Here is a 25,474-nt window from a genome sequence, read left to right on the forward strand (position 1 = left end):
TGACAGTTTCGTTGGCAGTGTGATTCGATCTTGAGTGTCCGTTCGGGCCACGTCACGTCGGACGGGTGAAATCTGGGATGGGACCGACGGGCCTCGATTGGGATGGCTGGTGCTACATAATTGTAGTTCAACTGTAAAAAATCAGTTGGCCGATTGCGCTGGATGTTGTTCACACCTCCTCACATTGGGGGGACTGAACACTTCCAGCGACCTGGAACTCTCACATATGGGACGTCCTTCTCTGCTAGTCCACAATGGGATGCTCCGTCAGGGTGTGAAAGGTGGAAGTCACGTCCGAAATCACACCCTTCTCTCGGGTGCGAATCGGCAGAAGACAGTTTATCAGTCCGGTGTGGAGGGTATAACACCCATTGAGACTCTCCGGAAGTTACTGTGTCTAATGCCGTGTGGTGACCAAGCAACGCAGGGCCAGGCAGAATTGGATCGGTAACTGGCCGTACCCAGTACTAGGTCGCTGAAACAGCCGGATAGGGGATATTGAGTGCTGCAGAGATGACTGTCGGCCATGCTTCTCGGATTTGCTGGCTCGAGTCCGAGAATCGAAATCGGCCGGAACACCCCCCGATTGTAGGGGGTGTGACGGGGTTTCAGTATCCTGTGTCTCGGTCAGAATAGCGGTTGCACTGCATGGAGGGCTCCGGTCGATAGCAGCGGAGAACGCGTGTTCGACCCGAAACAATGGTGCCGGATATCAGTGTCATCGATAGCTGGAAGCCGGTCGCTCAATACGGCGCGGCACACAGGGCACGACAGTTCACCTTTCGGAGCGACGGTCTCCCTGTGGAATCAGCCACAGCCGTTCGTCAGGGCCACAGGCATCGAGACAGCCGTTTCGTAGGGGTGTGACGAACTTGGTAGAGAGACTGAATCGTAATCGATTCATTTCCTCCAGGTAACGCGTCAATGAATGCTCGATGGTAGATTCGCTGCCGACAGCTGGTGACCTCCCGGCGTCGCTCCTCGAGTACGACCAGTGGCTCTGCTGGCGGACCGAAGACCGCGACGGGAAGGCGACCAAAATCCCGATCGATCCGACGAGTGGAGAGTTCGCCTCGACGACCGATCCGGAGACGTGGGCGTCCTTCGCGACGGCGCGAGAACAGGTGCAGTTCGGGACCGAAGATGGCGTCGGCTTCGTGTTCACGGACGACGATCCGTTCGTCGGCGCGGACCTCGACGACTGTCGCGATCCCGATGCTACCACGACGGCAGCGTGGGCCGACGACATCATTGAGACGCTCGATTCGTTCACCGAGGTGAGTCCATCAGGTACTGGGGTCCACGTGCTGGTGGCAGGGAGCCTGCCGGAGGGTCGGAACCGGAAGGGCGACGTGGAGCTGTACGAGACTGCACGGTTCTTCACCGTCACCGGCGACCACGTCGCGGGAACACCGTCTGAGATTCACGAGCGGACCAGTGAACTCGAATCCGTATACGAGACCTACGTCGCTCCAGATGAGGAAGCGAGCGACTCCGAGTCACAATCTGCTGTGGATGCAGGTCGAACGGTCACCCTGACTGACGAGGAGTTACTGGAGAAGGCGACAGCAGCCGCGAACGGCGAGAAGTTCGAGCGGCTCTGGCGGGGATCGACGAGCGGGTACGAGAGCCACTCGGAGGCTGACATGGCACTGTGTTCGTTGCTCGCATTCTGGACCGGTGGCGACCCACAGCAGATGGATCGCCTCTTCCGCGATTCCGGCTTGATGCGACCGAAGTGGGACGAACAGCACTACGCAGATGGCAGCACGTACGGCGAGAAGACGATCGAGCGAGCGATCGCCGGAACGAGCGAATTCTACGAACCTGACGCAACCACTTCTGGAGGTGACAGTGCAGAGACAGCGCCAGCAGTCGATCTCGAGGATATCCGGGCTCGAGAAGCCGAGCGAGCCGACCGCATCGACGAACTCGAAAAGCGGCTCAACGAGGTTCTGCAGGAGAAGCGTGAGCTGCAGGACGAATTAGAGCGGGAACGGGCGCGTCGTAAAGAGCTGGAGGCTGAACTTGACTCGATTCGTTCTGAAGAGGCGTCGCTGTTCAATTGGTTCTAGGGAAGAAACCGATCGATCGTATCAGTAGGACGTAATGAAATGAGACAATCTGATTCATCCGTATTGCAAACCAACACCTGATTCCAGCACGAATCTCACGATAGAATCCGTTATCCCGGCTCTGGCTCTTCGACGACACCAGCCCCGATTACCAGGCCCAAGAACAGACACAGAAGGGCAAAGAGCGGCCCACCGAACACGAACCCGAACCCCGTCACGACGGTGGGCATCCCCACGAGCGCATACACTGGCTTCATAAGCAGCCTCCGACGTTTTCTGATATAGGGTTTCGGGTCAACACGCTCCCTATACCGATCGATTGGAGGGAAGGTAGTTCCAGCTCAACGAGACTGAAACAGCTGTGAGAATGGATTTGCAAACAGACCGATTCGTCTCGGGGCTTCTCACCTCTCTGTTCAAGCTCCTTGGCATCTCGTTCGAATTCCCTCACTTGCTCACTCTACTCCTCTGCGGTAGCCCTACCAAGTCCCAGCCATAGGACTGGACTCAGGATAGCGAGGAAGGGCCCACCGGGCTTGCCCCCGATACCCGTCAGGTCTGTCAGCAACACCACGATGATTTAGAATGATTTCAGTGCTACATCCTGCTTTCAGGACTTATGACGAGTGATAGGTCGTTTTACTCTCCGAAGTAGACGTGAAGTGCAGTAAGTGTTCCAAGATATACCCCTCCTGCGATAATGAGAAAGAGGAGGACGGCTCCAATTGTGATTTCCATTATCATACCGGCTAAGAGTTCTAATCAGAGTATAAATTCTTTCGGTTCAAATACTTCCAAAACGTATCTTTCCAGATACACCACCTGCACCGACCGATTGGTCCACTCCCTGTACTGACCAAACCAGAGGCAGGTCAGCTTCAGCGGGACTGGGCTGGATCAGGTAAGAGAACCAGCTTGCTTATCGGTCGGTCAATTCACTTCATCCGATCAAGAGTAAGAGAGGTACGTCTACGGTAGTGCCGTTCGCAGATCATCGCGGAGGTCATTAACGTCTTCGAGGCCAACCGACACCCGAACCAACGTCTCCGGAATCTCCGCCGTCGCCTCCCCATGGCTCACCTCGTCTGGAATCATCAACGACGGTACCTCAACAAGGCTCTCAACACCACCGAGACTGGCTCCCGGCGTGAAGACATCAAGCCCCTCGAGAAACGCTTCTAGTTCGATCAGCGAGCCGTCGAACTCGAAGGACAGCATCCCGCTGTATCCCGACATCTGCTCACTCGCAAGCTCATATTGTGGGTGACTCTCAAGACCCGGATAGTACACGCAGCTCACCCGGTCGTGGTTCTCAAGGAATCGCGCCACCGCGATCGCGTTTGCTTCGTGGTGTTCCATCCGTGCTGGCAACGTCTTCAGCCCCCGCGAAACCAGATAGCAGTCGAACGGCGACAACATGTTGCCAAGCCCGACCCGCTGGGCAAACGCCAGCTGCTCAAACACTGCATCGTCGTCGGTGATGATGGCCCCACCAATCGAGTCGGAATGCCCGTTGAGATACTTGGTCGTGCTGTGGACAACAATGTCGGCCCCTAGTTCGAGCGGAGCTTGGAAATACGGACTCCCAAAGGTGCTATCCACACCTAAGGGAATGTCGTGGTCGTCAGTAATTTCAGCTATCGACCGGATGTCGTACAATCGTATCAGCGGATTCGACGGCGTCTCTACCCACACCAAGTCGGTGTCTGAATCGACGGCGGCAGCGACGGTGTCGGGATCACGCGCATCGACGAAATCGATGTCCACCCCGAAATGTCCGGCAGCGAGTTCCGTGAGAAGTTTCTCGGCGCCACTATAGAGTGAATCGGCGGCGACGATATGGCCATTGGGGGGAACCAACGACAGTATCGTCGTCGAGATGGCTGCCATCCCGGAGGCGAACGCCAACCCATGCTCGCCGCCTTCGAGGCGGGCTAACTGGTCTTCGAGAGCTGCTCGCGTTGGATTGCTCTCGCGTGAGTAGTCGTGTTCATTCGCGTCGTCGCCGCTGGCCCACTCGAACGTGGTGGTGAGGTGGATCGGCGGAACAACGTCGTTCGTCCCCCTTCTATGGGGGCGCCTCTCGGTCTCTGTTGACCCGACGGCTTTGGTTGCAAAGCGGTTCCCATCAAGTCGGTCATCACGTTGTGTCATAAGTGGCTCAGTTCTGATTCTATTGACCGGTGGTGGTCTCCACCGATACCATAGACGTGACCATAGGGGTGGCCGGTCTAAAGGTGACTTGTTGTGGAATTTTGGCGTTGAGAGAACAATATCCCGAGTTGGCCGACGGGGCAAGTGAGTGGTCTCAAAAAAGATGGTGCGTCACTGGAGGAGAAACGTCTTGTTCGCGTATGGGAGTGAACTGTAGTAATGTATCTTGTTACGTTCCGGCTTGCTCCGGGGGAGTACGATACAGAGTTCCATGAGTTGAATGACGCAATCCAAGCAGCTGCAGAGGACAGGGAGGGATATTTGGGCAAGCGGACGTGGAATGCCCCGGAGAGTGAGGAGGTTCTCGTCGTGTATTATTGGGAGTCGTTGGACGCACTGGAGTCGTTCGGGGCAGATCCTGACCATGAACGAGGAAAACAGCGGTGGACAGAGTGGTACGAAGCGTATGAAGTCACTATCACAGAAGTTGTTGAGGCATACGGGAGTGGGTTCGGGGACGATGCAGACCCACCTGTATAGGACATCTACATCTTCTTCGATTGGTGCAATCCGTCATAGTGAAACATCTCCCCTTCTGTACCGACCGAGCAATGGCTTCTCTACATTTACCGATCGAATTGGAGGTTGTGGTCTTGCAACCGACTTAGACAGCCGTGCCTTCCTCCTGCGAAATTAGCCAGGGGATGTTGCGGAACCACGACGATTATTCTGCCTCTGGCTGAAAAATCACGCTCAGATTCCACCTGCCAAGCCCACCTTTTCAACGCCACTGCTTCACGCGCCTGGTCTGGGTTTCCTTCTCGTAGCGAGCGCGATAGCGATACAGATTTTTGGAGCGATCTGGGCATACGTGGATGCGAACCGACGAGGCGAGGAAAACCCGGGATACTGGGTTTGGGTCGTAGGATCACCAGCAATCGGACTCATCGGGCTGATAGCCTATCCCCATCACAGAAAGCAGACAGCAACAACCGAGAGCTGAGTCGCGAATACCAGTCGGCTGTTCTGCGCCGAGACTAGCTACGCTTGCTCTAGGAGTGAATCACGCAGGTACTGCAGCGTGTGTAACTCGGTCATCCCCTCGAAGTCGAGTTGGAACTGCTGCGGTGGCGTGTTCTGACTGTAGACTTTGTCGACCCGCGGTTCACCCTCCGGGGGTTCGTTGAGCGCCTTCAACACGTCGTGGACGCCGTCGCGATTCTTCACCACCCAGATGGCCTCCTCAGGTTCGAGCGCCGCCATCTTGTCGTAGTCGGCGGGGACGGCCGTCCGGGTGTCGTGATTCGACCGCTCGGCCTCCACCACGACGATCACATTCCCATCCGCGTCGAGCCCAACCACGTCATATCGATGGCCGTCAGCCTCGTAGTAGGCCATCACCTCGACGACCGGCGACGACGGATCGTCGACGAATGCCTGTACGAGGTACCGCCGACTCAGCTCCACCATCATCACGTGGAGACTGGATTCCCCGAGGTCGCCCTCGCCATGGCCGTACCCGACGCCCTCGGTGTAGTCGATCTTCGCTGCCTCACGCCCCTCGGCTGTCACCGTGTAGAGCTTGTGCGGGTACGAACAATCTTCGGCGAGGACCCCGGCCTCGAGCAGTTCCTGTACCTCGTCGTGACTCACGTCGACGTACTCCTGGAGTCGAACCATACTGTCGTAAAGGAGGTCGTACTCCCATTCAGCGTCGAACTGCTGTTGGTGAGCCATATAGACGGCCTGGAGGAATCGGAGTTGTGCGTCCGTGTACGGGCTCTGGCGGCGCTCGGCTGCCGAGAGCTTCAGATTCAACTCACAGATCGGGATCTCATCTCGGGTGACGTCCGCATCGCTGTGACAGCAGTTGATCGCTTGTCGCATGCCGTCGCTCGTTGGATCGAACCGATTCTCGCAGTTCGCACAGAGGAGGGCATGCTTCTCGGCATCGTACTCGACCGGATCAGGCATCCGGTTCGTGTACGGGAGCGCGGAGTCGAGTCGAGCATCCTCGTCGATGGCGGCTACGGATGCCGGCTCGGTCTCCGGCACAGGGTCTGTCTCAATCTCGCTGGACGTCGTCTGCTCTTGATGGCGGGCCATCCGCGCCTGCTGGGTCTGCAACGCAACATCGATCCCGTGCTCCAGTCGCGTCTGATCGCGGACGACGTCCATCGCCGCGTCGAAGGCAGTCTGGCGGACCTCCGAGAACGGCTCGTCGCTCTCGGGATGGCCCGCTGGAATCGGCGCGCTCTCCAGCAGGAACGGGCGGGGTTCCTCGACGCCGAACTCGGAGGGTAGCGACGCGAACCACTGGCCACGATGGAGGCCGCGTAGCCTGTTTGCGACCTCACTCGGTGGCATGTCCTCGGTGGCGAGCCGCTTCGCGAGGTCGTCGTCGACGGCGACGTTCCCAGTGATGATCGTCGAGACGTTGTTCAGGAGTTCTGCATAGGCCTCGTGGTCGGCCTGCCGGAGCTGGGCGGGGAACTGCATCGCGAGCGTCATCGACAGCCCGAACGCCCGCGAGCGAGCGAGCAGGTCGGTGACCAGCCCCGAGGAGGCGATGGTCGCTGCCTCCTCGAGGTACAGGTTCACGAGCGGGAGGTCCTCTTGGTCGGCCTGGCGGTGGCGTCGCTGGAGTGCACTCCAGAGCTCCGAGAGCAACACGAGCGTGATCGTCCGTTGGCTCTCGGAGCGGAGCGCCCCCGTATTGACGATGACGACCGCGTCCTCGTCGATCACGTCCCGGAAGTCGAACTGTGGGTCGTCCTCGTCTTCGGGGATGTGATTGAACAGCTGGCCCAGCCGGTCGTCGAGCGGGACTTTTTCGATACGGTTGGCCACACCCTGCATCAGCTCGTCGAACGATCGCTTGCTGTTGGCGGCGACACCGGAGAGCATCCGCTGGAGATCCTGGTCGGAGACCGGTGGAGCGTCGCGCGTCTCGTGCATCCGGCTCGCCGCTTCCTGAAGCTCCCGGTGGCGAAAGGCGTCAGCGCCGTGGACCGGGTCGAACATCGCCTTGACCAGGTACTGGATGATGTCCGGCGATCGGACGGCACTCCAGAATCGGTCGGAGCCCATGATGCCGACGAGCATCTCGACGTAGTGGTCGACGATGTTCTCGATCGCGGTCGTCCGATAGATGCCGTCATCGAGCTGATCACGGATATCGAAGAAGGAGATCGCGGGCAGCGTCTCTCGGCAATCGAAATAGTAGACGTTCTCGAGGTCGCCGTATCTCGCGTAGTGGGCTTTGAGGTACTCGATGGGCATCCCGTCGCCCTTCGGGTCGATGAGGATGTTCGCACCGCTGGTGGCCTCATGATTCCAGAGCATGGCGTTGATGAGCGCCGTTGACTTCCCGGAGCCGGTCTTCCCGAACCAGGCGGTGTGGAGGTCCTGTAGCGACGGTGGAAGGGCCACGGGTGTCTCGAGTCGGGTGCGGTCGCTGGTCAACGGATAGCCGAGCAGCATCCCGTGGTCGTACTGGGATAACAGATCGTCATCAGGGCGAGGGATGCCAGTCCGCTCTTCGGGCGTCGCCTGCATCGCCCGTCGGCCCTCGTGAGTGAGCGATTCGCCATCGAGCAGACAGAAGTTCGGCGTGGTGAGTGGGTCGGCGACGATGGCTCGCGAGTCGTTCTGCGTGATCGGGAGGCGCTGTCGGAGGCGCTTGGTGAGCGGCTGGCTGTCGATACAGTCGACGGCGTCGATCTGGTCGGCGATCTCAGTGGTCGACTCGTCGTCAGTGTAGACGCGCGGGACGATGCGATAGTGCTCGTTGCTCACCGGTTGGAAGGCGCTGCCGAGTTCCTCGAGGACCGGCTTGGCGTCGGAGCCGTCGGCGACCGCACGGACGTTGACGGTGAAGGACTGCCGCGGGTCGGTGTCCCTGATGGACTCGATCCGTTGCTGGTGGCTCGGGGCAGCGTCCTCGAAGGAGGCGTCGGTCTCGAACTCGCCGAAGATGAACTCGGCCAGTCGCTGGGCGGGCGTATCGCGGTCCCGCTTCAGCTGGTCGATGCGGAACTCGGCGTCGCCGCGCCAGTCCGGCTTCGGCGTGATGACGGTCTGGTAGACGACCGTCGAGTCGGCGTCAGCCAGCGTGTCGACGACGGAGGCCGCAGGGAACTGGAGTGTCTCGTCGTCGCGCAGGACCGGTTTGAGGCGGGTCTGCCAGTCGTCGCGACGCTCACCCCACCCGACGCATTCCAGCGCCGCTGTCGGTACTTCGGGGACGATATCATCAGGGAGTGGGTCCCGCTCGATGCTGGTCTCGGCGGGGAAGACGCGTCTGAGCGTGTGTTCGATCGTGGAGTCCTGCGTCGAGTCGACCGTGACGTAGTACTCGACGGTATCCTCGCGGGCGACCAGTCGGAACTCGAGTTCTAAATCGGGGTCGAGCGAGTGGAGGCGTTCGAAGGCATCCTCGAGCGCCCGGCCATCGAGCCGGCCGGTGTCAGGGACTATCTGGAGTGCGATCCGCCGTGTCGACGATGGGTCAGGTGACGACTCTGTCCTCGCCATGCGGTCATAATTCCTTGTACTCCGAGCAGGAATTATAATTTTCTATCTTTGGTGAATCTCCCTGAAATTGTACCGGATGTGAGATTGCCGAATACTGACTCAGGTTCTCATCTCCTACGACCACGCAGCTTCACATCAAGCCACAATTCGTTCTATCTGGAAAACTGACTAGGATGCGTTTGGGAATCTCTTGTCTTTCGCGCATTGCTCAGTGGTTCACGAGATCCTCGTAAATGGCATCAGCGAGCGTATCCTTGTGAACCTCGTTCGGTCCGCCAGCGATCGTCAACAGTCGGGCATCTCGTAGATGCCGTTCGATGTGTTTCTCCGTCGTATAGCCGATGCCCCCGTGCAGCTGCAGTGCCTTGTTGGCATTCTCGACGGCGGCCTGCGTCGCATGAATCTTCGCCATACTGAATTCCCGAGTCGAATCTGCACCCTGTTCGGCGGTTCTGGCTGCGCGACGCGTCAACAAGCGGGCTGTATCGACGCGTTCGGCCATCTTCGCGACCTGCCATCTGACGCCCTGGAAATCTGCGATCGGGTTACCGGACTGTTGCCGCTGGGCCGTGTATTCGACAGTTTCCTCGAGGGCAGCCCGAGCGATGCCGACGCCGCGGGCGGGCACGTTCACCCCTGTATTGACCATCCCGCGTTGGACGTACGCTTCGCCCTGTTCGCCGACGCGCTGACTGTCTGGGACGCGGACATCGTCGAGGTTCGCCTTCGGTGATTTCACCGTCTTGGCACCGAGGGTGTCCCAGACAGTCTCCACTGCAAACTCGTCCGTCGGGACGAGGAACGCACTGATATTGTGGGGTGCATCGGCGTCGGGCCCCGTCTTCGCGTACGTCAGCACGAAGTCCGCGTGACTGAAGTTCGTAATCCAGCGTTTGTGGCCATTCAGTATCCAGTCGTCTCCATCCCGCTCCGCTGTCGTCTCCATCTCCAGTTTGTTGCTCCCGGCGTGGGTTTCGCTCAGGCCGAGGGCCCCAACCGTATCGAACGACGCCATCGCCGGGAGATATCGGTCTCGCTGAGCATCAGTGCCGAACCGCTCGACGATCGTTGCGACGCCGAGGTGCAACGCGAGCGCGCTTGCGACTGGCATCAGTGCGGCAGAGAGTTCCTCGATAACCAACGTGAGTTCGACCAGTCCCGCTCCCATCCCGCCGTACTCCTCGGGAAGCGTGATGCCTGCGTACCCTTTCTCACCGAGTTCGTTGAGAATCGCCGTCGGATGTTCCTCATTGCGATCCAGTTCGATCGCCTGGGGTTTGATCGTCGTCTGTGCGAACTCGCGGACGTCATCGCGGAGGGCGATCTGGGCCTCTGTGAGGTCAGCGTCCATGACTACCTCGTATGTGATCGAGTAGCACCATAGGTCTATTAGCTATCGTGGCAGGTTCGCCCCTCTGAAGCGACGGTAGCGAAGGGTGCTTGATACGGGTCTCCATGCGTTCGGTCGCTCTTGGAGGCAGGAAATCGTTCCGCCGAATATCTCTGCATTGTTTTTCAGTCCCGGCAGCCAGACCGCACTCCAAGCGGCGTGCAGTACCGGTCCGACCGTCATCTTCTGCAACGATTCAATTTCTCCGGAAAGTGGCTTTCAGATCGATTGGAAGGGCGCCTCTCGAATCTCGACAGCATTGTGGGTATAGGAGAGGGCCAGAATAGCTATTGCAGTGACCACCTTCACGAATCGAAGAGTGATAGTATAATCTTCGATTCCGCACGTTGCAGACTTTCCGCGGCCGTCGAGTGGGCACACCCCATCTCAGCGGCGATGTCTTCGATCGTCGCTTCTCGTGGCGTCTCGTAGTACCCCTCGGAAACGGCTGTCTCGAGCGTTTCACGCTGCCGGTTCGATAACGCCCCCCGAACACTCTCGGGCCGAACTGCCGTTCCGCCGACTCGCTCTACGTCGACCGGGATGTCTTCAGGCACACCTTCGATAGCCGCTTGGATATCCGCCTCAGTGCCGACGAGTACGAAGGTGCTACTCCCATCGGCATTCCATTCGACCGGTGGAACCGTCATCATGCTTCCACGGTTGAAGTTCGACCAGAGCCGCCGTGCATCGGCCGTTCCGGCCCCCTCGAGAAAGCAATGGCACTCGTCGTCGGACAGTGGTAAAATCTCGTAATCGGAGATGCCGGACTCGGCCGCAAGCCGGTCTTCTAACCGCTGATAATCGCCCCGAATCCAGAGCAGAAACCCCGCTGGTGGCGTCTCGTTGTTCCAGTTCACCGTCCGGACCTCGGAGATGTATGACGCATCGGTGAGATGCTCGTACAGGCTCGGATTATCCAGGCCCTGTGGATAGATGGTGATCTGAACACGCTTCATGGCGGGACAGTTCGATGAAGGCCCGCAAAAGGATTACTGGGGCTTTGAAGGTCACGAGCTGGCTTGGTTGATAAGGGAGCCGAAGATATTCGAAGCAATCCGTTCCCCGGTCTCGATAGAACCCACTTCTCGATGGAATCACTCAATGGTATGTCTGCTCCTCCCTGTGTGGTCGGAGAGAAACGGCAGATGAGAGACAGGGACAGCCAGTGGCCATCGAGCCGTAGCGTTGCGATCTCGTCAACTCCTTACGATGAGTTGCGGGTGTGGCCGGCTTTCTCGACGATACAAAACAGGGGCGGACGAAGTTCAAGCCCTGCAATCGCGACCTGTGGGGCCAGTCCAACCGGGATGGGCCGATGATATCCGATTGGCCGCTCATCCTTGGCGGGATCCTCGTCTCGATCCTCCTCGTCCCACTAGTAACGTACCATCAGCTGGTGGTCAGTCCGATCGTGAAGTCAGGCGAGTCATTTCTCTTAATCGGCCTCATCGCACTACTGCCCGGCTTTCTGATGGGCGGGATCGGCCTCTGGGTGGCTGCACGTGGCTGAAGAAGATTAGCCGACGATTGGAAACCCATCGGTCGTTTCGACGACATCGATTCTATCGGAGTGTGACTGTGGACTGCTGGCGGTGCTGGCCACCGTGAAGAAATCCGAGTCAGTCCGCGCCGCCGTGTACCCCTACCCGGTCCGCCGCAGTGGTGTTCCACGCGACGGTCATTTCCTCGGCGCGGTTACCTGTTCCGGGGTCCGATTTTCATATAAGCTTTCTGAGCAGGTCAGGGGACAGAACACCACCCGTGTACCGAGGTGAGTCGAGTCCCGAAGCAATGCAAACGTCACAGGAAGCCACTCGAGGTAGTTAGCTTCGGAATTCCGACCCCACCGAGCTGTTTCGACCACTAGATTCCGATCGGTGGACTGCGCGTCAGGGTTATGACGCTCGTCGCATAACCGATGGGCGTATGGCAGGGGTGGACGAAGACGTGGGAGCTGTCGATTCTACGGCGGTGCCGGAGGAGGCGTGGTCGGTCGCCGAACTCAACGCCGAGATCGAGGCCGTGTTAGACGCATCCCAGGAGCGGTTCCCGTCCTACGTCGTCGGAGAAATATCGGACGTCAATCCGTACGATTTCGGGACGTTCTTCGAACTCAGCGATATCGAGACGGAAGCGAAGATATCGTGTATCGCGTGGTCGGGGGCTCTGGAGAGTTTCGACCACGACCTTGAGGAAGGAACAGCAGCCGTCGTTCGTGCTCGGGTGGACTTCTACTCGGATCGCGGCGATACGCAGCTCCAGGTCAGTGACTACTGGCCGCTGGGTGAGAGCGACCGTGCGAAGGAACTCGCGGAGCTCCGAGCGGAACTGGACGATGAGGGGCTGCTCGACGAGGAACGCAAACAGCCGCTGCCCGAGTACCCCTCCTGCATCGGTGTCGTGACGTCACTGTCCGGCTCTGCACGAGAGGACTTCACCACTGCCGTCGATGGCCGCCATCCCGGTGTGACGGTCAAGCTCTGTGGGGCGATCGTCCAGGGTGACAACGCGGTCCCGTCGCTCGTCGGGGCGGTCCAGCGGCTGGAAACCGACTCAGCGGTCGACGTGCTCGTCGTCACCAGAGGCGGCGGCTCGGATACCGACCTGTGGTGCTTCAACGAGGAGCCGGTGGTCCGTGCGATCGCGGATTGTTCGACGCCGGTTGTCGTCGCAGTCGGTCACGAGGACGACGAGACGCTGTCGGAAGCCGTCGCGGACGCGCGGGCGATGACGCCGACCGATGCCGGTGTCGCGACGACACCGAACAAGGCCGAGGTACAGCAGCGACTCGCCCAGCTGGAGGTTCGCGTCGAAACCGCCTATCAGGGCGTGGTCGACGACGCACTCGATGCGTACGATCGTCGCGTCGAGTCGGCGTTCACCGCGGTACAGCAGGCGGTGGCGGCGCGGTATGCATCGCTCCAGCGGGCGGCCGACCTCGAGTCACGGATCCATCAGGCCTACCGGACGCGCGTTACACGGGAGACCGAGACGCTAGCGTCGCGGATCGAAAACGCCTACCGTGATCTGGAGGCCGACGTGAAGGTGCAGGCAGGGACGGCCGAGGCCCGACGCCTGCGGATCGTGGTCGCAGTCCTGCTCGCGGTCCTGTTGCTCGGTGCCGCACTCGTCGTTGTATTCGTCCTGTAGGTTCAAGTCAGTGCAACGAGCAACGAGTGGGCATGGCAGCCGAAGAGGACGCAGCCCTGGACATCGGAGCCCGGATCGACCGCCTGGAATCGATTGCCGAAATCCTCGAGGACGGCGAGGTCGGGCTCGAGCGGGCGAAGGAACTGCGAGAAGAGGCCGACGACCATCTCGAAGCACTCCGTGCAGAACTCGATGTCGGCGACGGCGACATCATCGAGATCGACGGCGACGAGATCGACCTCAAGGACGCCGAGTGAGCCTCAGGCAAACTCATCGAGGCCTGACTGCTCGCCGCTATCGACCGGTTCGATGATTTCCGGAGTGTCGTTGTCCGGGCTGTTGACTGCGCGGGATATCGTGTCCGTTCGGAGGTCGCCGCCCTCGTAGGGGTCGAGCACGGATTCGAGTTCGCCCTCGTCATCGGCGCCGAGCCACGTCTCCTCTTCGTTCGGTTCCAACATCACCGGCATCCGGTCGTGGATGGGTGCCATCTGTTCGTTGGCGTCGGTCGTCAGGATCGTCACCGTGTTCTTCGTGGTCCCGCCTTGCTCCCAGTGTTCCCAGAGCCCGGCGAAGGCAAACGGCTCGCCGTCCTCGAGACAGATACGGTAGGGCTGTTTCGACGCACCAATCTGTTCCTGCCACTCGTAGAACCCACTCGACAGCACGAGACAGCGGCGCTTCTCGAAGGCATCGCGGAACATCGGTTTCTCCGCAGCCGTCTCCGAGCGGGCGTTGATCGGTCGGGATGACTCCTGCGGGTCCTCGGCCCAGTGCGGGAGTAGCCCCCATTCCAGCTGGTCGATAGCCTCGGGTTCGTCGTTCCGGACGACCGCGAGGTCCTCACCTGGCGCGATGTTGTATCACGGCCGGATCGGCTCCCGGGCCGTCGCGTCGAAGCGTTCCTCGAGTTCCGGTTGTGGATGGAAGAGCGAATTGCGACCGCACATGCGTCTCACTTGGACGAGTGGTTGCATGAAACCAGTCGGTCGTTTCGACGATGTTACTCCCAGTTTGCACCCACCGTGGACGGTGAACCACGGTTATTTACAGTGTGACCATTTCGGGCAGCCGCGGTGTAGAACTGGAACTCAGCGAAATATAAACTCACTACAGACAGCTGCTTTTTCGTGGGCATGCCGTGGGGCAGCAGGTGAGTACGCGCTCTTATAGCCGCTGAGATATCTATTGTCTCGGTCGCCGCGTTCACTGGAGAGTTCTCCAAAGTATTCGATATTGGTTGAATATTTACCACTAATTTAAGACATAGATACAAGTAAACTGGTTTCAGGGGTTGGGTATGCGTCGAAGCACGCGACGGGGTTTTATCGCCCTCTCGGCGGGGACGGTAGGGATGCTCGCAGGGTGTTCGGAGGAGAGCCCGGCTCAAAAAGCCGCAGAACAGACGCCTAGCGACCCACCCAATTATGCGAGGGACAGTGGCTCAACTCCCAAAAAATCCTCAGACACAACGCCGGAACCCACACCGTTGAATCCGCTCGAACGACGAAAATTGCTTAGAACCTATAATGACGGGGTTGATGCCCAAAACAACGGAATGCGAGCAAGAGAGCGAGGAGTCGATTCGTGGAACAACGACGCGTACGGGAGTGCGAAGCGAACGTTTGCGTCCGCGGAGGAAGACTTCAGAAAGGCAAAAGACGAGTTCCAAGATGCCGAGCAGATAGCCTTCGAAATCAATCATCGACAGGCCCAAGAGTTCTGTGACGTGGCGATTGAATACACCTCGGTCTGGATCGACGCAATGCGGGCGTCACAACGAATGGCTTCTGCAGGATCCGCGGGGAATGGTGAAGAGGCCAACAGACACTTAGAGACCATACGACAACTGGAACGAGAAGCGGGTCGTATCAATATACGAAATACGACGACATTGGAAGCGGCCCTGGACTTGGATTAGGTCACGCTTCTCTTGCTTCGTCGAAAGATTCGTTGCTGTCTTCGGGACTCAGTAGCGTTGAGGTGCTCGTATCTGAAGGACCCGACCTGCGCGTTCACCTCGCCCTTTCAGTCCACCAAGAAGCTGATTGATCGCGTTCTTTCGACTCTACAGGACCTCTGACCTGCTCCATTAGTAGGTCATCTGGGTGAGCTAGGTCAATTGGAGGGCTGGATTGCGGCACCCCCGGCCGTGCTCGCCGCTGCTGAAAGGGGAGTTCACGGTCAAATTCAATGCCGCTCAAGGCAGGGGAAAGCCAACGATGATACGTCGACAAATGTGGTCGTTATCTCTAGTTAATTGAAGAGGCCGTCTAGCCGAGTTCCTCGTCCAGTATCCTCAATTGTTGTCTGAACGTATTTACCTTGTCCTGAAGGGAACCATAGAGCCCGTAGAACCAAACTCGATACAGGTGGATGGTTGTCCCTGTGATGTCGACTGTCGCGGTCTTCATCTCTGGTGGCATCGTCGTCACGTCCGCGCTGAAGTACTGGGAGAGTCCGTCGAACGGCTTGTTTCCGAAGCAGACGACGTGATACTCGGATGCATCCAGTAGCTCTAGTTGCTCGACCAGTGTGGTCGCATCATCGTCCGAGACTGCGATGTTGTTGCTGTCAGGGTCGACTTCGTCGACCAGATCAGTCATGTAGGCTCCCTGGAGCCGGTTCAATCCGCCGTCCTGGATGGCCTCCTTGAGCCGGTAGTCGAAATGTTTCCGTGACGGTGTGTGAAAGTTCGCGAACGGTGCGGGGAGGTCGTCTGACCGGTTCAAACCCATCAGCACGATATCGGATGTCAAATCATCGACGTTGCCAGATACGAACTTGACCAGTCGCTCCGGATCAGACTCGATACACCCGTCCTCGGGGAAGGCATCATCCCAGACGGCCCAGCTGGCCCAAGGATACCGGTCAGCGATCGTCCTGACCGTCTCGATATTCATACCTCTACCACGGGTCAGGGCTTCTAATGTGTGCGGACGTCTATGGCCTGGGTCAGCGTATGAGTAGATTCCGTTCTTCTGTGTCAGAGGAAGGTCTAGCGGTTCCCAGTACGAATGCCGGCGATGACCGCGGCGTAATCGTTCTTGTAACCATTGCTGGCCTTGTCATCTGGCGTGTCCCCTCGGTTGTTCCAAATCTCGCATCTCTCCACGGTGAAGTGGTCGGAGACGAGGAGATGACTCTGTCCGTGGCCCCCGTAGAGGACGTCGAGTGGTCGCCGAACATGGCTGTCGGGGGAGGTCGGCCTCCGGGTCCCGCTGGTGTCGGCACGTTCCCACCGTGAGTGATAACGCCGCCGATCGATTTCGCGAGGTGGGTTGCACCTCAAGCTTCTGGGCGCTGCAATCCAGTTCGTTGCGGCACTCGGTGGGTTTCTATAGCCCCTGACGGGTGCGGGGCGCTTCAGTCAGTCCCCATCGCAGTCAACTGAGATTCTCATGGCTACGAGCAGCGATGCGTCGGTCTCGTTCGAGGAGGCCGACACACGGTCAGAGGAGATGCACAGTACAATCGAAGCATGGATCGACGACCTCGTCAACGCCGTCGACGACGCCCAGAGCAGTGAGGCTTTCCAGGAGTGGCTCGACGTCAAGAGCCGATTCCACGACTACTCCTACCGGAACACGCTGCTGATCAAACAGCAGTGTCCGGAGGCGACGCGGGTCGCTGGATACCGGACGTGGCAGGAAGAGTTCGAACGCCACGTGATAGAGGGCGAGTCGGCGATCTGGATCTGGGCGCCGATCATCGCCAAGCGCTGTCCCGAATGTGAGAACTCGCGAAGCTACCACGAGGAGAGTGACTGTGAGTACGACGAGACGCCACCGGAGGAGTGGTCGGAGGGGCTCGTCGGGTTCAATCCAGCTCCGGTATTCGACGTCTCCCAGACTGACGGCGAGCCGCTAGCTGAACTGGATACCGCAGCTGCTGGTGAGGCGGGCGACCTCGTCTCCTGGCTCACTGAAGCGGCTGAGGAACTCGGTGTGGCCGTTCGGATCGTCTCCGAAGAGGAATGGCCACTTGGAGACGCGAAGGGCGTCTGCAAGCCGTTACGGAGTAGTGATGCTGACGCGCTGGTCAAGGTTAAGGACCGCTCGAACCGGGCCGACCTCGCAGGGACCCTCATTCATGAGTACGCCCACGCACAGCTACATATCGGCCTGGACGACGAAGACGAACGGGCGAAGCGTGAAGTCGAAGCTGAAGCGGTCGCGTACGTCGTGGGTCGGTACTTCGATCTCGACATGAGCGGATCAGCGTTCTACCTCTCTACGTGGGAATCAGACGACCCAAACGTTGTTCGTGAACGCCTCGGTCGAATCAGTCGCAGTGCCCAGGAGATCATCGAGCGTCTCGAAGAGTCTACCTCGTAAACTCGGGGATAGGACCCTCCTCGACATCGAGGGATGGAGGCTGTGTACAATCCGTCCAGAGTACTATCGGACATCCATCAGCACCGACTGTTTCGAAGGCGGCTTATTTATCTGTCCCGTTCGGTCTGACTAATCTAATGCGGCCGTTCCGGGATGGGGCGAAGCACCTGACACTGAGCTAATCTGTGCGGCAATCGTGGTTCATCGCGGGTCCAGTTGTCTGTCGATATGGGCGCCGCATATTTCTCAGTCGATATAGAAATGGAGCTGACAGATGGGGTTACAGATGCTCAATCGAGACGGATTCTACCAACACGTTCCACTACTGGTCTCTCTAACCGGATTTCTCCTCCTCGTGTGGTCGTTCGTTGATCCGGTATACCTTCTCGCGATATCGTCACCGGACGTTTACCGCCTTCAATACCTCATCGGGTACGTTACTATCGTCCCGTCCTGTCTCTTCATGATCGGCTACGGTCGGTGGCTCCCCGAAACGGAAATCTCCGAGGAGTATAACGCTACCATCGGATTGTTCGGAATCGCTGGAGGCGCCGGATTCCTCGTCTTCAACGGCTTCCTCATGCTGTTCTTCCCGACAGACTCCATCTGGATCATCACGAACTGGGCGCGCTGGGCCCTCTCACTCGGATTGGCCGTCGGCCTCGTCATCGGTGTGTTGTACGTACGTGGGCTGTCGGAATCACTCTCAGCAGAGCGTCACTCACTTCGAGCAGAACACATCGAGAAACAGCGTGAGCTCGTCGACCACATGAACGGCATCCTCCGCCACGAGGTCCTCAATTCAGCCCAAATCATCCGGGGGAACGCTCAGCTGTTGATGGAATCCGAAGCGAACGTTGACCCGGCCGACGAACGGCTCAATCGGATCTACCGAGAGGGAGAGGAGCTAGCGGACGTAATCGGGGAGGTGCGGGGATTACTCAATACCGTCGAAGGCGGACAAGCATTACAGCCGATTCGACTCACAGATGTCATCAACCACGAAGTCGAGAAGCTGAAATCCACCTATCCAGAGGTAACTGTCAAGACCACGATTCCGGACGAGATGTTCATCGAAGGTGACGACCTAGTTGGCCGCGTGGTGGGTAACCTCCTGCGGAACGCCGTGATGCACAACTCGGCCGATCGACCCCAGGTGCGTATCGACGGCGAAATCACGGACGAGGAAACGGTTGTCTCGATCAGCGATAACGGAGACGGAATCCCGGAACATCAATTCGATACGTTATTCGAACGACCGCAGGTCGGGACGCATGGACTCGGAATGTATCTCGTGAAAGCCCTCATGGACAGCTATGGCGGCACAGTCGAGTTGGTGACAACAGGGCGTGACGGGACGACGATCGAAGTTGCTTTCCCACCAGTTGAGTCCCCTGGCTCTCCTTGACCCCGCCCCTTCGTTGTCGCACGCTGACGACTAACCATCCGGGACCCTTCTTCGATTGACCGCTACTTATCGATGGTTCCAGCAGCCCATGACCGAATTAGCGGCACGACCAAGCCTGCCTTTGAGCCAATAGGCCTTCGTCGTCGGATAATCTGTTCGAGCGACCTGTAATTCTATTGAATGATAGCCTCTTGGCGAAAACAGTTGTTATCGCCACAACCGCATATCCAACTGATGGAACGACACCCGACTGACCCAGCCACCGTTGAGGTGTACGTCCGATCGCTCTCACCGAACGAGATGCCTCAACAGCAAGCTCTCTTCGAGCAACTCAATAGACTCTCTACGAGGGGGATAATTGACTACTGGACCGTTCACGTCGTCGGGAAGGAAGTGTGTCCAGAGACCGCAACAGAGACTCGACCGGGTCGAATCATCTGCGACCGTATCCAGCAGTTCAAAGCTTGGGCTGAACAGAACGATATGTCCTTCGGGAAGTTCTTCGAACAACGACCCGTCACGTCTCAGATGACTGGCGAGGAATACGAAACGATGGTCCTCCCGTCGGTCACGCTGGCTGAGTTTGACGAAGAAGGTACTCTCCAGTTCGTTACGCCTAGTTTCGAGGGGGAGACACACTACACGCCAGCGACTCGGTTGGAGGAATTAGCCGATGGACGAGGGGAGGAGTCCGAATTCGCCGTGAATTCTCACTGACAGTCAGCAACTTAGGAACTCACCCACAACTGCCTTCCCTGTCGATGTTGATTCGAGCTATCTGAATATGTAGCCCCCAAGTGCTACAGACGTACCCTACACCGACTGGTTCGGGGATGAAATAGTTCCAACGCTAGAAAGCTGGATCAGTCGAACGGTTGAATCTGCATATAGATTAAATGGCTTTTTGCAGCGGCGTCGATACGAACAGGTATGGGAGAAGAGGATCCGGGCTATCTCGCTAATCTCATCTTTCTATGGCTCTTGGCCGGTCTCGGTGTAATCGCTATTGGTGCCATCGTTAGACTAATCGGGCATCCAGTTGGCTTGATTCCGGGGTTTGTAATCGCGGCCGTGATTATGTTTGCGGGCCTCTTTCTATACTATAGAGTGTTTCTCGATGAACGCTCCCTATTGTGAATTCTCTCCAGGGAACGATTGGCTGGGTCCCCCAACGACCCGACTGCTCGGTCAGCATCCTCTTGAAAGCCCTCGGCGCGCTCGTGGTAGCTGAGACGACCACATCGACGCGAGCGCGTCTCGTCCTTTCTAGTCTACCAAGTGCCGCAACGTCAGGGGTGCTCACTCACTGTGGATGACTGATGGCTCATGAGCGGTTCACGGTCATCTATCTAGGTCAGATGAGAGGTGTGCTGACAGCGGATTCCTCGAGCGTGATTTCGCCGTCGCTGGTGATCGTGACCTCCTGCCCTGCATAGGCGAACGAGACTTCTCCAGCCGTCATCTCGTTGATGACTTTCTCTAATGCATCGGGATTGATAGCATCATCTATGACCGGGAGCTCCAATGGATCTCGTCCTTGCGTTTCAGCAACACGATGAACGACTCGATCAGGGATGGCACCCTCTGTTTCTGGCATATCCGCCTCTTTGTGAAACGCTGTCATAACCGTAGTGTCGGAGCGGTGGCCGGATAATAAATTATCCCTGTATCTGGATGGATTCAAACTTCACTATCGCCGACGACTGACCTGAAGAGGTCGATTGAAGCCGTGTCGTTGATTGAGTCATACTCACATTACGCTCTTGGTCGGACAAAGTCGGTGTTCCTGTCCTTCGCGCCGTCTAGACCGGATTTATAGTCCTTTATCTCCCTCAGCATCCGTCCGTGTTTGTTCGTAGAGCCGGATCGACAGGGTCGGTTGTCTGTCTCGAAGGAGGTCCGTGAGAAAGGACTGTGAGACGTTCCATATTGTGACGTCGGTGGACAGGCTGGAACTCAACCCGTACAGATGATTCCTCGCTGCCCTTCGTGAGATAGGAGGTAGCGTTCGTGAGGCGCCTCTCGAGGACATTCGAACGGTGATTGAACGAAGGCTATTGCCCGAGAGCACCAGCCTGATAGCTACCCCGCTGAGTGTTCGCGTAATCAGTTGGTAAAAACCGAGGTGAGCTCGCCAAGGTATTCCTCGCCATCGTCGTGGCCGTAGTACTGGATATCTTCATTCCGCTGATCGAACTCGAGCCAGCCTCGCGCTTCGAGATACGGCAGGTGGGAGTGCGGCAGTGAAACTTCGAGTTCCTCTCGAGTGGCCAACTCGACCCTCGGTTCGATGTACCTGATGAGCTCGTCGAGTGTCGCTGTCGCGTCGGTAGTCGTTTGCTCGAAGTGGTGTACCACCTCCCGCCGGACGTGATGAGAGAGCGTATCCAACAGATCGTTCACCGCCAGGGATTCTTCAGGTGAACTGTGGAGAGACATACGACCAGGTGCATCTGTGCATAGATTGTTACCAGTGTATTTCTGCGGCGCCTATCTGCGTACTATTAGAGTCCCTGCGCTGGAAACATGTGATGTGGCGACAACCAATGCCTAGGTTGGTTCCGCCCTGTTTCGCGAAACGTGGAACGGACAGTCGATCATCGAATGGTGGATATCACTAATATACGCTCTACACTCTCCAAAACGACTACCTGGTATTTCTGACGAGGAGATCTCCTATATCCACAAGTCGTGACTCACGTCTACGAGTCGTTCTATCGCCTCAGATGGCGCAAATTTCGATGTCTTCCGGGCCCCTGACAGCAATTCTGTAATTGAGGTACGTGAATTCGAGGGTGATGGTGTCTCGTGATGCATTGTAGCTAGGGTTCCCGAACAGTGTTTCAAGTACGTCGGGGTCGATTACGTCGTACAACGGGGGGCTGAGTTCCTGCGGTGGGTCGCCCTCTCGCTGTGCGATTTCGGAGAGGATGGTAACAACGACCGACTCGGTCGAACTGTGTTCTTGGCGCGTCTCTGACCCCATACACGCCGTGGGTGGGTTGGGTCCATAATCTAAATTGAATATTACTAGAATTTACTAGTATTTAGTCTGCGACTTCTCTAAATCAGGAAGCGGCCTCGAGGTTAGCCGAGTTTCAAACCAAACCGGGCGCCTCTATCGTCGGGTCTGGAATCGTACTCCTTGATTCCTACTGGAGGAGACGGAACTCGCTACATTCGCTACGCGTCTGTATTGGGTAGTGTGTTATGCAACCTCGATATGCACCTTCTCATCACCTTCTATCGTGATGAGATGGCCAGCGTACGTGAATTCTACCCGGACAAAGCCATCCTTTGAATCACAGAAGAGTGCCTTCAGCCCGTCGAGATCGATGACGGTATTGAGTGGTGGAGATAGCTCGATCGGGTCTACACCTTCCTCTTCTGCGATCTCCATGATCAGCGAGGTTGTCAGCGAGTCTGCCCCTTTGGATCGTGTTAACACAGAATCACCCACATCTAAGCAAATAGTAAGAAGATGGTTTATAGATTTCTCCGAATACAATCCGGAAATAGGGGCAAACAGAGGGGGTGACGCCGAGGAGAACAATCCAGTCGTGGTCAGAGGTTATTCCTCCTCAGTTCTTCCACGCTGGAGGGGAGTAATCGTAATCGCATATATCGCTTCACACTCACTACATTCCAGATTGAAACTCGCATTGTCGTCCCGAGTTGCCACCGATATCTCCACTCCACAGTCGCACCCAAGCGTGATGTCCATCTATTCGACCGTATCCAATGTGGAGGAATCGATAAAGTGTGGCCTGGTTATCTATCTGACATTTAGCTAACGTTTATGGCCAGGGTGGGGAGGGTTGGAGGCCCGTTGACGTAGCGTTACCATCCACGTATTTGTTGGCTCTTGTGCCACGCTTCCTGGAACAGAACCGTTATCCTTCACCGCTCAAATCAGCGAATGGACAGCAGATAATTGCCGAACCATCATTGCATCCCCATCCCACTGCTGTCCACCTCCCTCACCGGTTTCGACCGTCTATCAACATCATATATTCGGTGGAAATCCGATGCGGGATTAGCTCGTTTGCCCACATGTGAGCGACTACGTTGAGTGCCGGAACTGTGCGTTCGTCCTCCGGGCTCAAGCAGCGGCTGACCCGAAGCCTCGACACTGGGATTCCTGTCCGAAGTGTGGGACGGCCGAGTTCGAACGGATCGAGCGTGAGTCTCAGGAGGAACTCAGCACACTCGCTTCAGGCCCGCTCCTCGGTACGGGTGGGTAGTCCGGTCAGATCAGCTATACAGTTTGGCGATTCTCGACCGACACCTCAGTGACGAACCCACCCTGTTCGAATGCACTGCGGCATGTAGCGCACAACGTGACGAGTTCAGTTGTGCCATCTGTATATGCGACGTTCACTGGCTCGCCGCCGCTTCTTCCACACTCGGTGCAAGTCATACCGGAAGATTGGATGCATTCAAGGTAAGACACTTGACGGAGTCGATTTGCTACCTGGTAAAAATTAATTATGTAACATCCGTTCTGACAGGCTTCTGGTCGCCGCTAGTACCGTCTCAGAGACGCAACGTTCTCATTGTTCCAAGGTCGCGGTTTCAATGAGCGGATACGCGGGGAGGAGCTTCACCAACGTGGTCATACTCTCGGCTCTGTCTGTCGACTCGAGGTCGTGGAGGACGGTCATCGCCTCGGAGTCAAAGCTATCGAGGGTGTCCTCGATCCGTACTCGCCAAATATCGGGTCCATCGTACTCTACAAGGGAGAAATCCGCCTCCATCGTTCCCTGGTTCCCTCGCACGTCCTCAAAGTGAACCCGCATAGACATGTTCCACTGGCCCGCGGTAAAGGGCTACTGTGGGATACAGAAAATGAATATGCTTTCCTTCGGCCTACCTGCCGACCCGTATCTCCCACCGAGAACGGAATTTTCAGAATTCCGGGCCCTCCCCGAGGAGACTCCCTTCTCCCACTCTCGCTGCATCAGGTTCTGGCTCCTGTTCCGGACGGTTCAGAGCCTGATTAGACATGACTCAGAATGTATCTCGTGAAAGCCCTCATGGACTGCTATGGCGGCACAGTCCAGTTGGTGACGACAGGCCCTGACGAGACCGACCGCCGAAGTTGTCCTCTCACCAGGTGAGTCCTTTGCCTCTTCTTGCCCCGAGTCCACGATATGGGACATCGACAACTAACTGTTCGAATTTCGGCTTCGGTTGGGTGACTCAGGCCGATGGGCTCTGTAACTCCGGACTGGATTCGCCGCACGGTTATGCCTGCTTAGCGTGGTGGGTGATCATCGGCTTTGACTCTTTTATTACGCTTCGTCAGGAGTCGGTGTGACCGTTACAGGCGGACACCCCGCATCGGTCCTCGTATAGCCGATGGTGACCCCCGAGTCGTGTACGTGGATCTCGATTCGCGGGTGATTGCAATCGGCGAGGTCTCGCATCGGGACAGCGAGAGTTTCCTCGTACCGCTCACCCGCGACGTCGACGCGGAGGCGATATGCACCGGCCGCTTCGAATTCGCCGATCTCCACCGACTCATCGGGACGAAACTCGTAGGCGTGGTTTCGCACCTCTCGGAAGTCGTCTTCAGATTCGGGACGAATTTCCAGGGTAACAGCGACTGTGTAGGAGACACTCCGCACGTTTCTGCCGGCGATCGTCACTGGTGTTTGCAACACGTACTCCGGTTCCTCGTAGGGCGTTCGTGAGTCGTTCTCCGCCGGGGTCGTCGGCTCGTACTGCAATCCGCCTCGAGAGTCCGGTGTTGTCGTCCGATTGTCCTCCCGCTCGTTCGGTAGGAAACTACTACACCCTGTGATTCCGACAGCCACCATCGGTATTATCCGCAGGAACCGTCGCCGCTCGGAGGGCATACGATTTCAACATCACTACGACGTGAAAAATATCCGCTCGTTGCGTTCTCTGTACTGACCAGTCCTCAGCTACGGGTCACCGCACTGGTTGACAGCATCGGTTGAGGAATCGGGCTTATGTATCGAAGACTCGACCCGACACAAGTATCGAAATAGAGAGGAGGAATATTGGAGGCAATCAGGATTATTCGATCATGTATCGGAACAGTAGGCTCCCGGGGATACGTCCTCTAACCCCGATTCATATCGCTCTCGGTACGTTTCTGCTCCTCTGGGTGGTGATGTTGACGGGACTCGCGTGGGGGAACTCAGGGTTGATGCCGACCAGCTTGATGGTCGTATTCGACTTCGTCTTCGTGGACGTACTCTATATGATCGGCTGGCGACTTTGGATGGGCCTCCACCCGAATGCGTCCTCAATCGGATTCTATACCGCATCCGCGATTGGCTATTCCATACTGGCCATAGTCGTCGCTGCGTGGTTCCACGTGCTGAAAATTATTCGGTGACCTGTGGTGTCCGCTTGCTGGAGCTCGAGTATGGATTGAATCGATTCTCTC

At 57.5% G+C, this 25,474-nt stretch carries 22 protein-coding genes; 10 read left to right on the forward strand and 12 right to left on the reverse strand.

Going from position 1 to position 25,474, the window contains the following annotated elements; genetic code table 11:
* The first annotated feature begins 935 nt into the window (after positions 1-935).
* On the forward strand, positions 936-2,075 hold the full coding sequence (locus tag HWV07_RS15375; RefSeq protein WP_178335158.1) for a phage NrS-1 polymerase family protein: 1,140 nt from the start codon (positions 936-938) through the stop codon (positions 2,073-2,075).
* A 969-nt stretch (positions 2,076-3,044) separates the two neighbouring features.
* Here the strand turns inward: HWV07_RS15375 and HWV07_RS15380 are convergent.
* Positions 3,045-4,229, reverse strand: a complete 1,185-nt coding sequence (locus HWV07_RS15380; protein WP_178335159.1) for a trans-sulfuration enzyme family protein — start codon at positions 4,227-4,229, stop codon at positions 3,045-3,047.
* A gap of 219 nt (positions 4,230-4,448) precedes the next feature.
* Between HWV07_RS15380 and HWV07_RS15385 the strand changes: the two genes are divergently transcribed.
* Positions 4,449-4,769: a monooxygenase family protein gene (locus tag HWV07_RS15385; protein ID WP_178335160.1), complete on the forward strand. Its 321-nt coding sequence runs from the start codon at positions 4,449-4,451 to the stop codon at positions 4,767-4,769.
* A gap of 501 nt (positions 4,770-5,270) precedes the next feature.
* Here the strand turns inward: HWV07_RS15385 and HWV07_RS15390 are convergent.
* From HWV07_RS15390 to HWV07_RS15400, 3 genes are all read right to left on the reverse strand, one after another.
* Positions 5,271-8,765, reverse strand: coding sequence for a type IV secretory system conjugative DNA transfer family protein (locus HWV07_RS15390; protein ID WP_178335161.1), 3,495 nt, complete (start codon positions 8,763-8,765; stop codon positions 5,271-5,273).
* A gap of 208 nt (positions 8,766-8,973) precedes the next feature.
* Complete coding sequence (locus tag HWV07_RS15395) at positions 8,974-10,116, reverse strand: acyl-CoA dehydrogenase family protein (protein WP_178335162.1); 1,143 nt, start codon at positions 10,114-10,116, stop codon at positions 8,974-8,976.
* A 344-nt stretch (positions 10,117-10,460) separates the two neighbouring features.
* Positions 10,461-11,114, reverse strand: a complete 654-nt coding sequence (locus HWV07_RS15400; RefSeq protein ID WP_178335163.1) for a helix-turn-helix domain-containing protein — start codon at positions 11,112-11,114, stop codon at positions 10,461-10,463.
* A 266-nt stretch (positions 11,115-11,380) separates the two neighbouring features.
* On the opposite strand from HWV07_RS15400, the gene HWV07_RS15405 reads away from it, so the two are divergent.
* From HWV07_RS15405 to HWV07_RS15415, 3 genes are all read left to right on the forward strand, one after another.
* On the forward strand, positions 11,381-11,668 hold the full coding sequence (locus tag HWV07_RS15405) for a hypothetical protein (protein ID WP_178335164.1): 288 nt from the start codon (positions 11,381-11,383) through the stop codon (positions 11,666-11,668).
* A gap of 416 nt (positions 11,669-12,084) precedes the next feature.
* Positions 12,085-13,308, forward strand: a complete 1,224-nt coding sequence (gene xseA / locus HWV07_RS15410) for an exodeoxyribonuclease VII large subunit (RefSeq protein WP_178335165.1) — start codon at positions 12,085-12,087, stop codon at positions 13,306-13,308.
* Between the two features lie 32 nt (positions 13,309-13,340).
* The gene (locus tag HWV07_RS15415) at positions 13,341-13,565 is read left to right on the forward strand and encodes an exodeoxyribonuclease VII small subunit (RefSeq protein ID WP_178335166.1); all 225 of its coding nucleotides are present in this window, start codon (positions 13,341-13,343) and stop codon (positions 13,563-13,565) included.
* Positions 13,566-13,568: 3 nt separating this feature from the next.
* On the opposite strand, the gene HWV07_RS15420 is transcribed toward HWV07_RS15415, so the two are convergent.
* Positions 13,569-14,165: an SOS response-associated peptidase gene (locus tag HWV07_RS15420; protein ID WP_425487808.1), complete on the reverse strand. Its 597-nt coding sequence runs from the start codon at positions 14,163-14,165 to the stop codon at positions 13,569-13,571.
* Positions 14,166-14,662: 497 nt separating this feature from the next.
* Between HWV07_RS15420 and HWV07_RS15425 the strand changes: the two genes are divergently transcribed.
* On the forward strand, positions 14,663-15,229 hold the full coding sequence (locus tag HWV07_RS15425; protein ID WP_178335167.1) for a hypothetical protein: 567 nt from the start codon (positions 14,663-14,665) through the stop codon (positions 15,227-15,229).
* Positions 15,230-15,581: 352 nt separating this feature from the next.
* On the opposite strand, the gene HWV07_RS15430 is transcribed toward HWV07_RS15425, so the two are convergent.
* Positions 15,582-16,211 carry a hypothetical protein gene (locus HWV07_RS15430; RefSeq protein WP_178335168.1) on the reverse strand — a complete coding sequence of 210 codons (630 nt, stop codon included), beginning with the start codon at positions 16,209-16,211 and terminating at the stop codon, positions 15,582-15,584.
* 498 nt (positions 16,212-16,709) lie between these two features.
* On the opposite strand from HWV07_RS15430, the gene HWV07_RS15435 reads away from it, so the two are divergent.
* The 4 genes from HWV07_RS15435 to HWV07_RS15450 all read left to right on the forward strand — a co-directional run bounded on the left by HWV07_RS15435 (position 16,710) and on the right by HWV07_RS15450 (position 20,190).
* Positions 16,710-17,645 (forward strand): ArdC-like ssDNA-binding domain-containing protein, encoded by a 936-nt coding sequence (locus HWV07_RS15435; RefSeq protein ID WP_178335169.1) that lies wholly within the window; start codon positions 16,710-16,712, stop codon positions 17,643-17,645.
* A gap of 286 nt (positions 17,646-17,931) precedes the next feature.
* On the forward strand, positions 17,932-19,053 hold the full coding sequence (locus HWV07_RS15440) for a sensor histidine kinase (RefSeq protein ID WP_178335170.1): 1,122 nt from the start codon (positions 17,932-17,934) through the stop codon (positions 19,051-19,053).
* Between the two features lie 234 nt (positions 19,054-19,287).
* Positions 19,288-19,770, forward strand: coding sequence for an HTH domain-containing protein (locus HWV07_RS15445; RefSeq protein ID WP_178335171.1), 483 nt, complete (start codon positions 19,288-19,290; stop codon positions 19,768-19,770).
* A 213-nt stretch (positions 19,771-19,983) separates the two neighbouring features.
* Positions 19,984-20,190, forward strand: coding sequence for a hypothetical protein (locus tag HWV07_RS15450; RefSeq protein ID WP_178335172.1), 207 nt, complete (start codon positions 19,984-19,986; stop codon positions 20,188-20,190).
* A gap of 217 nt (positions 20,191-20,407) precedes the next feature.
* Here HWV07_RS15450 and HWV07_RS15455 read toward each other — a convergent pair whose 3' ends face one another.
* From HWV07_RS15455 to HWV07_RS15480, 6 genes are all read right to left on the reverse strand, one after another.
* Positions 20,408-20,650 (reverse strand): HalOD1 output domain-containing protein, encoded by a 243-nt coding sequence (locus HWV07_RS15455; RefSeq protein WP_178335173.1) that lies wholly within the window; start codon positions 20,648-20,650, stop codon positions 20,408-20,410.
* Positions 20,651-21,159: 509 nt separating this feature from the next.
* Positions 21,160-21,492: a DUF7344 domain-containing protein gene (locus HWV07_RS15460; RefSeq protein WP_178335174.1), complete on the reverse strand. Its 333-nt coding sequence runs from the start codon at positions 21,490-21,492 to the stop codon at positions 21,160-21,162.
* A 283-nt stretch (positions 21,493-21,775) separates the two neighbouring features.
* The gene (locus tag HWV07_RS15465; RefSeq protein WP_178335175.1) at positions 21,776-22,039 is read right to left on the reverse strand and encodes a HalOD1 output domain-containing protein; all 264 of its coding nucleotides are present in this window, start codon (positions 22,037-22,039) and stop codon (positions 21,776-21,778) included.
* Positions 22,040-22,261: 222 nt separating this feature from the next.
* Complete coding sequence (locus HWV07_RS15470; protein ID WP_178335176.1) at positions 22,262-22,513, reverse strand: HalOD1 output domain-containing protein; 252 nt, start codon at positions 22,511-22,513, stop codon at positions 22,262-22,264.
* 1,093 nt (positions 22,514-23,606) lie between these two features.
* Entirely contained in the window at positions 23,607-23,810 is a 204-nt protein-coding gene (locus HWV07_RS15475; protein WP_178335177.1) for a hypothetical protein, read from the reverse strand.
* A 537-nt stretch (positions 23,811-24,347) separates the two neighbouring features.
* Positions 24,348-24,914 (reverse strand): hypothetical protein, encoded by a 567-nt coding sequence (locus tag HWV07_RS15480; RefSeq protein ID WP_178335178.1) that lies wholly within the window; start codon positions 24,912-24,914, stop codon positions 24,348-24,350.
* Between the last annotated feature and the right edge of the window lie 560 nt (positions 24,915-25,474).

This window comes from Natronomonas salina (genome assembly GCF_013391105.1).
Classification (GTDB): domain Archaea; phylum Halobacteriota; class Halobacteria; order Halobacteriales; family Haloarculaceae; genus Natronomonas; species Natronomonas salina.